This is a genomic window from Corynebacterium sp., assembly GCF_012837295.1.
Taxonomy (GTDB): Bacteria; Actinomycetota; Actinomycetes; order Mycobacteriales; family Mycobacteriaceae; genus Corynebacterium.
Window position 1 is genome coordinate 1 of record NZ_DURI01000304.1, and the last position, 8,780, is coordinate 8,780.

General features: G+C 70.2%; 8 protein-coding genes. 3 read left to right on the forward strand and 5 right to left on the reverse strand.

Translation table 11 applies throughout. From position 1 onward, the window contains the following. Window positions 1–436 precede the first annotated feature (436 nt). Window positions 437–1,555: a D-alanine--D-alanine ligase family protein gene (locus GX015_RS09750; RefSeq protein ID WP_102212034.1), complete on the reverse strand. Its 1,119-nt coding sequence runs from the start codon at window positions 1,553–1,555 to the stop codon at window positions 437–439. A gap of 65 nt (window positions 1,556–1,620) precedes the next feature. Beyond that, window positions 1,621–2,619, reverse strand: coding sequence for an NAD(P)H-dependent glycerol-3-phosphate dehydrogenase (locus GX015_RS09755; RefSeq protein ID WP_291344742.1), 999 nt, complete (start codon window positions 2,617–2,619; stop codon window positions 1,621–1,623). Window positions 2,620–2,855: 236 nt separating this feature from the next. Here GX015_RS09755 and GX015_RS09760 point away from each other — a divergent pair, with 236 nt between their 5' ends. Next, a complete protein-coding gene (locus tag GX015_RS09760; protein WP_291344744.1) occupies window positions 2,856–3,839 on the forward strand; it encodes a bifunctional NUDIX hydrolase/histidine phosphatase family protein in 984 nt (327 codons plus the stop codon). A gap of 82 nt (window positions 3,840–3,921) precedes the next feature. Here the strand turns inward: GX015_RS09760 and GX015_RS09765 are convergent, their stop codons facing one another. The 3 genes from GX015_RS09765 to leuC all read right to left on the reverse strand — a co-directional run bounded on the left by GX015_RS09765 (window position 3,922) and on the right by leuC (window position 6,511). After that, entirely contained in the window at window positions 3,922–4,260 is a 339-nt protein-coding gene (locus GX015_RS09765) for an HU family DNA-binding protein (RefSeq protein ID WP_291344746.1), read from the reverse strand. A 189-nt stretch (window positions 4,261–4,449) separates the two neighbouring features. Further along, complete coding sequence (gene leuD, locus GX015_RS09770; protein WP_291344748.1) at window positions 4,450–5,043, reverse strand: 3-isopropylmalate dehydratase small subunit; 594 nt, start codon at window positions 5,041–5,043, stop codon at window positions 4,450–4,452. 37 nt (window positions 5,044–5,080) lie between these two features. Continuing rightward, on the reverse strand, window positions 5,081–6,511 hold the full coding sequence (gene leuC, locus GX015_RS09775) for a 3-isopropylmalate dehydratase large subunit (protein WP_291344750.1): 1,431 nt from the start codon (window positions 6,509–6,511) through the stop codon (window positions 5,081–5,083). Between the two features lie 113 nt (window positions 6,512–6,624). Here leuC and GX015_RS09780 point away from each other — a divergent pair, with 113 nt between their 5' ends. Further along, complete coding sequence (locus tag GX015_RS09780) at window positions 6,625–7,350, forward strand: IclR family transcriptional regulator (RefSeq protein ID WP_291344752.1); 726 nt, start codon at window positions 6,625–6,627, stop codon at window positions 7,348–7,350. A 62-nt stretch (window positions 7,351–7,412) separates the two neighbouring features. After that, window positions 7,413–8,657, forward strand: a complete 1,245-nt coding sequence (locus tag GX015_RS09785; RefSeq protein ID WP_291344754.1) for an MFS transporter — start codon at window positions 7,413–7,415, stop codon at window positions 8,655–8,657. Window positions 8,658–8,780: the final 123 nt, after the last annotated feature.

Sequence of the window (8,780 nt, forward strand, 5' to 3'; positions counted from 1 at the left end):
AATCGCATCGATGGCTACCAGGAGATCGGCGGCGCATCCCGCTGGTGTGCTCATGGACCCAAAGCTAAGCCCGAACACCCTAGAACGCCAGTGCTAACCATGAACTCTTCCGGACCGCACACACGATGGCCGATGAAAGGGTTGGGCCCCACTGGATGTGGGGCGTGAAACGTCTTCCGCCTGCACTAACCCCGTTTGCTACACCCGTCACTGTACTTTTGCCGGCACCACGCGAAGGCAGCCGGCTTGGCACGACTCATCGTTTCTGCGTGCGATGAAGGGATGCCCCTGCAGTCAGGGACCGGGCGTGTATTCCGATGGTTCGCCCCCGACCGAACCATCCCCGCCCATGCGAAAGGGCGGCGCACCTGCCGTGTGGTGCGCCGCCCCGTCGTCAAGCAAGCAAAGCAGGCAGGCCCCACCGCCCGCCCCGCACCTACCTCCGCGCGACCAGGGCGCGCTGGACGAGGGTGCTCAGCAGCTCGGCGTAGGGCACGCCGGAGGCGGCGAACATCTGCGGGTACATGGAAATCGGGGTGAAGCCCGGCATGGTGTTGACCTCGTTGAGCACCGGCCCGTCGGCGGTGACGAAGAAGTCGACGCGGGTCAGGCCGTCGCAGCCGATGGACCGGAAGGCGCGCTTGGACAGCTCCTGCACCTCGGCGATGGTCTCGGCCGGCAGCTGCGCGGGGATCTGCGCGGTGACGACGTCGTCGAGGTACTTGGTGTCGAAGCCGTAGAAGCCCTCGTCGGAATCTTCGGTGCCCGCCAGCTGCGCGGGCGCGGACGCCACCAGCTCGCCGTCGGGCCGCTGCAGCACGCCGCACTCGACCTCGGCGCCGACGATGCCCTTCTCCACGATCACCTTCGCGTCGTGGGCGCGCGCCAGCTCCAGCGCGGCGTCGAAGTCGTCCCAGGAATCGACCTTGGAAATGCCGATCGACGACCCGCCGCGCGCCGGCTTCACGAACACCGGCAGCCCCAGCCGCTCGCGATCGGCCGCCTCGAGCTCCTCGCCCTCGAGCAGCACCGCCTGCTCGCCGACGGGGATGCCGCCGGCGACGGCGAGGTTCTTGGTCCGCTCCTTGTCCATGCCCGCCGCCGACGCCAGCACGCCCGGCCCGACGAACGGGATGCGCGACAGTTCCAGCAGGCCCTGGATGGTGCCGTCCTCGCCATTGGGCCCGTGCAGCACGGGGAACACCACGTCGACGACGTCGTGCACCTCCCCCGCCCGCGGCCCGGCGACGTAGCGCAGCTCGCCGGCGCGCTTCGGGTCGGCGGACAGCTGCAGCTCATCCCCGCCCTCCTCGACGTCGGCGACGTGCGGCAGTTCGCGGCCGTGCTTGCTCAGCGCCTCCGGGTCGGCGATGCCCGGCGTCCACGTGCCCTCGCGGGTGATGCCGACCGGCACGACGCGGTACGTCTCGGCGTCGAGGTGCGCCATGATCGCGCCGGCGGACACGCAGGACACGTTGTGCTCGGGGCTCGCGCCGCCGTAGAGGACGGCGACGGCGATGCGGTCATCGGAGGCGCGCTGCGCAGGCTCAGTCATGGTTTCGCATCCTACCCCCGGGCACGGACCGCCTTTGCTTTGCGACGACCCGGCGCGCGTCCCCGCTACTCGGCCTTGCGGGAGCGGCCCATCAGCGCGCGGATCATCTCCTCGACCGACACGCCCTGATGGCAGACGGCGTGGACGGCTTCGGTGATGGGCATCTCGACGTCGTATTCGCGCGCCAGCTCTCGGACGGAGATGGAGGAGATGACGCCCTCGGCGACCTGGCCGCGCGTGGCGTGCTGGGCTTCCTCGACGGAGTCGCCGCGACCCATGCGTTCGCCGAAGGTGCGGTTGCGCGACAGCGGCGAGGAGCACGTGGCCACGAGGTCGCCGAGGCCGGCCAGGCCGGAGAAGGTCTTCTCCTGCGCGCCGGCGGCGACGCCCAGACGGGTGATCTCGGCGAGGCCGCGGGTGATGATGGTCGCCAGCGTGTTCTCGCCCATCCCCTGCCCGGTCGCCATGCCGCAGGCCAGGGCGATGACGTTCTTGCACGCGCCGCCGATCTCGCAGCCGATGACGTCGGGGTTGGTGTACGGGCGGAAGTACCCGGTGGCCACGGCGGCCTGCACCAGCTGGGCGCGGGTGACGTCCGTGCACGCGATGACCGTCGCGGCGGGCTGGCCGGCGGCGATCTCGCGCGCCAGGTTCGGGCCGGAGAGCACGGCGACGCGCTCTTCGGGGACCTCCGCGACCTCGGTGATGACCTCGCTCATGCGCTTGTGCGACTCGCGCTCGATGCCCTTGGCCAGGCTGAGCAGCGTCGCCTGCGGGGCGATGAGGTCGCGCCACTCGGCCAGGTTCACGCGCAGCGTCTGCGACGGCACGGCCAGCACGACGATGTCGGCGCCGTCGAGCGTCGCCGCGGCGTCGTCGGTGGCGACGATGTTCTCCGGCAGCACCAGCCCGGGCAGGTAGTCGGCGTTCTCGCGGGTGGTCTGGATCCGTTCCGCCTGCTCGCCGCGCCGCGCCCACAGGCGCACCGGGTTGCCGGCGTCGGCGAAGACCTTCGCCAGAGTCGTGCCCCACGAACCCGCGCCCATCACGGCCACGTCCACCATCGCTGGTTCCTCCCCAATCGCTTCGGATGCATCGGATCATTCGGATGTTTCGGGCAGCCGGCCGAATGGGCGCAAACGCCCCTCCGGGAACCGCTTTCGTCGTCAAGCCTAGCCACGCCGGGCCCTCCCGCGTACGGGAGGTGAGGCAACCGGCCCGGGGTTATGCTTGGTCGAAGCACCACCCAGCCCACCGTCGAACGCCGCTCCGCAGGCGGCGCACAGGAGTCCCGAACCACATGACGCTGCATGAAAACGACAAGGACCAGGTCAACGACCAGAGCCTGACGGGGCGGTTGCGGGAGATCGGGCCCGAGCCGGGCGAGGGCGTGTCCAAGCCGACGTACGCCGCCGGCGCGGTCCTGTGGCGCGGGGACGTGGCGGATCCGGAGATCGGCATCATCCACCGCCCCGGCTACGACGACTGGTCGCTGCCGAAGGGCAAGCTCGACCCGGGCGAGAACCTGCCGATGACCGCCGAGCGCGAGATCCGCGAGGAGACCGGTTACACCGTGCGGCTGGGCAAGCTGCTGGGCAACGTCACGTATCCGGTCGCGGGCCGCACGAAGCTGGTCTGGTACTGGACGGCGGAGGTCCTCGACGGCGAGTTCGCCGCCAATTCCGAGGTCGACGAGCTGCGCTGGGTCAGCTTCGACGAGGCCGCGGAGCTGCTGACCTACGACCTCGACGTCGACGTGCTGAACAAGGCCCGCAAGCGCCTGGGCAACGAGCCCGACACCCGCGTCATCTACGTCCGCCACGGCCGCGCGCACGCCCGCAAGAACTGGGCCGGCGACGACAATCTGCGCCCCCTGGACAAGAAGGGCCGCCGCCAGTCCGAGTTGCTCGTCCCCGAGCTGCTGCCCTTCCGCCCGGAGCGCGTGTACTCCGCCGAGCCGGTGCGCTGCATCCACACCGTCGAGCCGCTGGCCGCGGAGTTGGGCGCCGAGGTCGTCGTCGACGAGCTCTTCGGCGACGAGGCCTGCATCTCCCGGCTGGTCGATTCCCAGCGCCGGTTCATGGAGGTCGTGGCGGAGGGCGGCGTGTCCGTCATCTGCGCCCAGGGCACGGTCATCCCCGACACCATCGCGTGGCTGTCGGCCAACGGCACCCTGCCCATCGCCGACATCCCCTGCAAGAAGGGGTCCGCGTGGGTGCTGGGGTTCAACGACGGCGTGCTCACCACCGCCGATTACTACGCCAGCGCCCTGCCGGTGAAGTAGGTCGCGCAGTTTCGCGCTTTGCTTGACGACGAAGCCGGCCCCGACGTGGAACGTCGGGGCCGGCTTTTCGTCGTGGAGCGGATCAGGCGTCGAAGCCGGTGTGGGACGACGAGCGGCGCACCGAAATGCCGCCGTCGCCCACGCGGCCTTCCTTGACCACGCTGCGGAAATAGTTGCCCGGGCGGAAGGCGGGGCTGCGCGTGGCGGGGACCTCGATGGTCTCGCCCGTGTGCGGGTTGCGGGCGGTGCGGGGTGCGCGTTCGCGGGCCTCGAAGGTGCCGAAGCCCATGATGGTCACCGATTCGCCCACGGCCACCGAGCGGACGATGAGGTCCAGCGTGCCCTCGATCGCGGCGGCGGCATCGGCCTGGTTGATGTCGAGCTTTTCTGCGAGTTCGGCGACGAGATCGGCCTTGTTCATCGCGGATGGCCTCCGGGGAATTCGGGGGATGCTAACGGGCGGAAGGACTTTCGGCGCCCGGGATGTTCCATAGCCCTCACTTAATCGAGTGATCACTTTTCCATCCCGTGACTCTCCCCTCAACTTAACCCCGCATGACGAAGGGCGCCACGCGAACGTGACGCCCTCACCCCGGCCGGAACTGGGGTTTTACTGCAGGGTACGCGGCTTGTGGGAGGGCCGGGATTCCTCAAAAACCTTAATTTCCGCTTCATTTCGCAGGGTCAACGAGATGTCGTCAAGTCCCTCGCGCAGGCGCCAGCGGGTGTAGTCGTCGACGTCGAAGGGCAGCACGGTGTCGCCGGCGGCGACGGTGCGGGCCTCCAGGTCGACGGTGAGCTCCAGGCCCGGCTCCTCCTCGAGCTTCTTCCACAGCAGTTCGACGTCCGACTGCTCCATCTGCGCGGCGAGCAGGCCGGCCTTGCCGGAGTTGCCGCGGAAGATGTCGGCGAAGCGGGACGAGATGACGACGCGGAAGCCGTAGTCCATGAGCGCCCACACGGCGTGCTCGCGCGACGAGCCGGTGCCGAAGTCCGGGCCGGCGACGAGCACCGAACCGTTGGCATAGACGGGGCGGTTGAGCACGAAATCGTCCTCGTTGACGCGCCAGTTCTTGAACAGGCCGTCCTCGAAGCCGGAGCGGGTGACGCGCTTGAGGTAGACCGCCGGGATGATCTGGTCGGTGTCGACGTTGGAGCGCCGCAGCGGCACGCCGACACCGGTGTGGGTGGTGAACTTCTCCATGATCGGAGTCCTTTCGGAGTACGTGTCGGTGTTCGGGCTACAGGTCTTCCGGCGACGCCAGGCGGCCGACGACGGCGGAGGCGGCGGCGACGGCCGGGCTGACCAGGTGGGTGCGGCCGCCCTTGCCCTGGCGGCCCTCGAAGTTGCGGTTCGAGGTCGAGGCGCAGCGCTGGCCGGGCTCGAGCTGGTCGGGGTTCATGCCCAGGCACATGGAGCAGCCGGGCTGGCGCCACTCGGCGCCGGCGGCGGTGAACACGGCGTCGAGGCCCTCGGCCTCGGCGAGCTCGCGGACGCGGGCGGAGCCGGGGACGACGAGCATCTGGACGCCCTCGGCGACCTTGCGGTCCTTGAGGATGTCCGCGACGGCGCGCATGTCCTCGATGCGGCCGTTGGTGCAGGAGCCGACGAAGACGACGTCGACGGGGATCTCGCGCATCGGGGTGCCGGGCTTCAGGTCCATGTACTCCAGGGCGCGCTCGGCGGCGAGGCGCTCGTCGTCGCCGGAGATGAGCTCCGGGTCGGGCACGGTCTCGCCCAGCGGGACGCCCTGGCCGGGGTTGGTGCCCCAGGTGACGAAGGGCGTCAGCGCGGAGCCGTCGATCTCGACGACGGTGTCGAACTCGGCGTCGACGTCAGTGACCAGTGAATCCCAGTACGCGACGGCGGCGTCCCACTCCTTGCCCTGCGGCGCGTGGGGGCGGCCCTTGAGGTACTCGTAGGTGGTCGCGTCGGGGGCGATCATGCCCGCGCGGGCGCCGGCCTCGATGGACATGTTGCAGATGGTCATGCGGGCTTCCATCGACAGCTTCTCGATGGCCTCGCCGCGGTACTCGATGACGTGGCCCTGGCCGCCGCCGGTGCCGATCTTGGCGATGATCGCGAGGATCAGGTCCTTCGACGTCACGCCCGGGCGCAGCTCGCCGGAGACGTTGACCGCCATGGTCTTGAAGGGCTTGAGCGGCAGCGTTTGGGTGGCCAGGACGTGCTCGACCTCGGAGGTGCCGATGCCGAAGGCCATGGCGCCGAACGCGCCGTGGGTGGCGGTGTGGGAGTCGCCGCACACGACGGTGGTGCCGGGCTGGGTGAGGCCCAGCTGGGGGCCGACGACGTGGACGATACCCTGCTCGCGGTCGCCCATGGGGTGCAGGCGGATGCCGAATTCCTCGGCGTTGGAGCGCAGGGTGGCGATCTGCGTGCGCGAGGTCGGCTCCTTGATGAGCTCGATCGCGCCGCCGCCGACGCCGTCGGTGGGCACGTTGTGGTCCTCGGTGGCGATGGTGAGGTCCGGGCGGCGGACCTGGCGTCCGGCGAGGCGCAGGCCGTCGAAGGCCTGCGGGGACGTCACCTCGTGGACGAGGTGGAGATCGATGTAGATGAGATCGGGTTCACCGTTCTCGCCCTGCTTGACGACGTGGTCGCGCCACACCTTTTCGGCGAGCGTCTTCGGGCTGGCGTCCGTGGTGCTCATGGTCACCTCTCGGGTCGTGATGGGCTGCTGTGTCATCCTCGGATCGGGCGTATCGTGCCGGGGTGACGGCTCCGATGCATACGTCCCAGATCGTGAGATGTTAATATCATGGCATGGGACAGACTAGCACAGCCGACGCCGCCCCGATGAGCGGGATCAAGGTCCTCGACCGGTCCGTTCTCATCCTCACCACCGTCGCCGCCGGCCCCTGCACGCTGGCCGAGTTGTGCGACCGCACCGGCCTGCCGCGCGCCACCGCGCACCGCCTGGCCACGGCGCTCGAGGTGCACCGTCTGGTCACCCGCACCCCGGACGGACGCTGGACGACGGGCCCCGGCCTCACCGACCTGACTCCGGTGACCTCGGACCTGCTGGCCGACGCCGCCGCCCACGTGCTTCCCCGCCTCATGGAGACCACCGGCGAGTCCGTTCAGCTCTATCGCCTCACCGGCGACACCCGCACGTGCATCGCCTCCCTCGAACCGCCCACGGGCCTGCGCAACACCGTCCCCGTCGGATCGCGCATGCCGTTGTCCGCGGGTTCCGCGGCGAAGATCCTCCTGGCCTATGGTCCGCCGGGCTTGGCGGAGCGCATCTTGCCCGATGCCGACTTCGACGCGGCGGAGCTGGCCGACGTCGAAAAGCAAGGTTGGGCCGAGTCCATGGGCGAGCGCGACCCCGCGCTCGCCAGCGTCTCTGCTCCGGTCCGCGACGGCGCCGGGGAGATCGTAGCGGTGCTGTCGATTTCCGGGCCGGTCGAGCGCCTGTCGCCGTCGCCGTACGAGGCATGGGGTCGCGAGGTGCTCGCCGCCGCGGCCGACATGGAGAAGCGGCTGTAGTGTCCCCCGCGCCCGCCGGGGCCGCTGGCCCTGCCGCGTCCTCTGCAACCCCCGTGTCCCCCATGTACCGGCATTTCGTCCTCGGCTTGTCGACGCTCGCCGCCGTCGGGTCCTCCGTCGTCCACATGGGCACGCCGTTCCTCATCCCGGCGCTGACGGCGTCGGGGCTTTCGCTGCCGGCCGCCGGCCTCATCGCCGCAATGCCGGCGGCGGGCATCGTGGTCACGCTCATCGCGTGGGGATGGTTCGTCGACGTCTTCGGCGAGCGCGCCGCCCTGTCCCTTGGCCTGGGCTCCACCGCGGCGATGACGGGCCTCGCGGCCTGGGCCTCCGATTCCGGCCCCGTCCTGCTGGCCGGGGCCCTGTTCCTCGCGGGCTGCGCGGCCGCATCGGTCAATTCGGCGTCGGGACGCGTGGTCTCGGGCTGGTACCCGCCCTCCCAGCGCGGCACGGCGATGGGAATCCGGCAGATGGCGCAGCCCCTCGGCGCCGCACTGTCCGCCGTGACGCTGCCCGTCCTCGCGGCCGCGCACGGCATCCGCGCGGCTCTGTTCTTCGCCGCCGCATTGTGCGCCGTGCTCGCCGTGGCGTGCCTGCTGGGCATCAAGGATCCGCCGCGGCCCGCGTCGGGTTCCGCCGATCATGCGGCGGCCGCAGTGAGCCCCTACCGGGGTTCGCGGTACCTGGTGCGCATCCACGTGGCGTCGGCGATGCTGTCGTGGCCGCAGTCGATGATGGGCTCCTTCATTCTCGTGTGGCTCATCGCGCGCGGGCATTCGGAGGTCTCCGCCGGCGTCATCGTCATGATCGCCCAGCTCTGCGGCGCCGGCTCGCGTGCGGCGATGGGTTTCATCTCCGACCGGGCGCGCTCGCGTCTGCGCCCGTATCGGCACGTCGCCGTGGTCACGCTCGGTTTGCTGTTGCTCATGGCGCTTTTCGACGGCCTGGGCGCAGGCTGGGCGGCCGGCACCTCCGAAGGGGCCGGAGCCGACGCCTTCGCCACCTCTCCCCTGGGCATAGTGGCGACGATCATCGTCGGTGCGCTCGCCGTCGCCTCGGTGTCGCCGAATGGCCTGGCCTTCACCGCCGTGGCCGAGTACGCCGGCCCACTGTGGTCGGGCCGCGCGCTGGGCACCCAGAACACGTTCCAGAACATCATTTACGCCGCCACTCCCCCATTGGCCGGTGCCGTCGTCGCCGGCATCGGTTTCCCCGCGCTGTTCGCCCTGTCGGCCGTGTTCCCCGCGGTGGCGCTGGCCGTCGGCCCCCGCGACGACGAGCGGCGCCACGCGACGTTGGAACCCTGAGTCGACGCCCGACGCGAAAGAAGGCCCCCACCTGATGGTGGAGGCCTTCTTCTCTGTACCCCGTACGGGATTTGAACCCGTGCCGCCGCCGTGAGAGGGCGGTGTCCTGGGCCGCTAGACGAA

Bases quoted from the DNA above. Each gene is read 5' to 3' on its own strand.
- GX015_RS09750 (WP_102212034.1), bottom strand. From the start codon at position 1,555: ATGACTGAGCCTGCGCAGCGCGCCTCCGATGACCGCATCGCCGTCGCC.
- GX015_RS09755 (WP_291344742.1), bottom strand. From the start codon at position 2,619: ATGGTGGACGTGGCCGTGATGGGCGCGGGTTCGTGGGGCACGACTCTG.
- GX015_RS09760 (WP_291344744.1), top strand. From the start codon at position 2,856: ATGACGCTGCATGAAAACGACAAGGACCAGGTCAACGACCAGAGCCTG.
- GX015_RS09765 (WP_291344746.1), bottom strand. From the start codon at position 4,260: ATGAACAAGGCCGATCTCGTCGCCGAACTCGCAGAAAAGCTCGACATC.
- leuD (WP_291344748.1), bottom strand. From the start codon at position 5,043: ATGGAGAAGTTCACCACCCACACCGGTGTCGGCGTGCCGCTGCGGCGC.
- leuC (WP_291344750.1), bottom strand. From the start codon at position 6,511: ATGAGCACCACGGACGCCAGCCCGAAGACGCTCGCCGAAAAGGTGTGG.
- GX015_RS09780 (WP_291344752.1), top strand. From the start codon at position 6,625: ATGGGACAGACTAGCACAGCCGACGCCGCCCCGATGAGCGGGATCAAG.
- GX015_RS09785 (WP_291344754.1), top strand. From the start codon at position 7,413: ATGTACCGGCATTTCGTCCTCGGCTTGTCGACGCTCGCCGCCGTCGGG.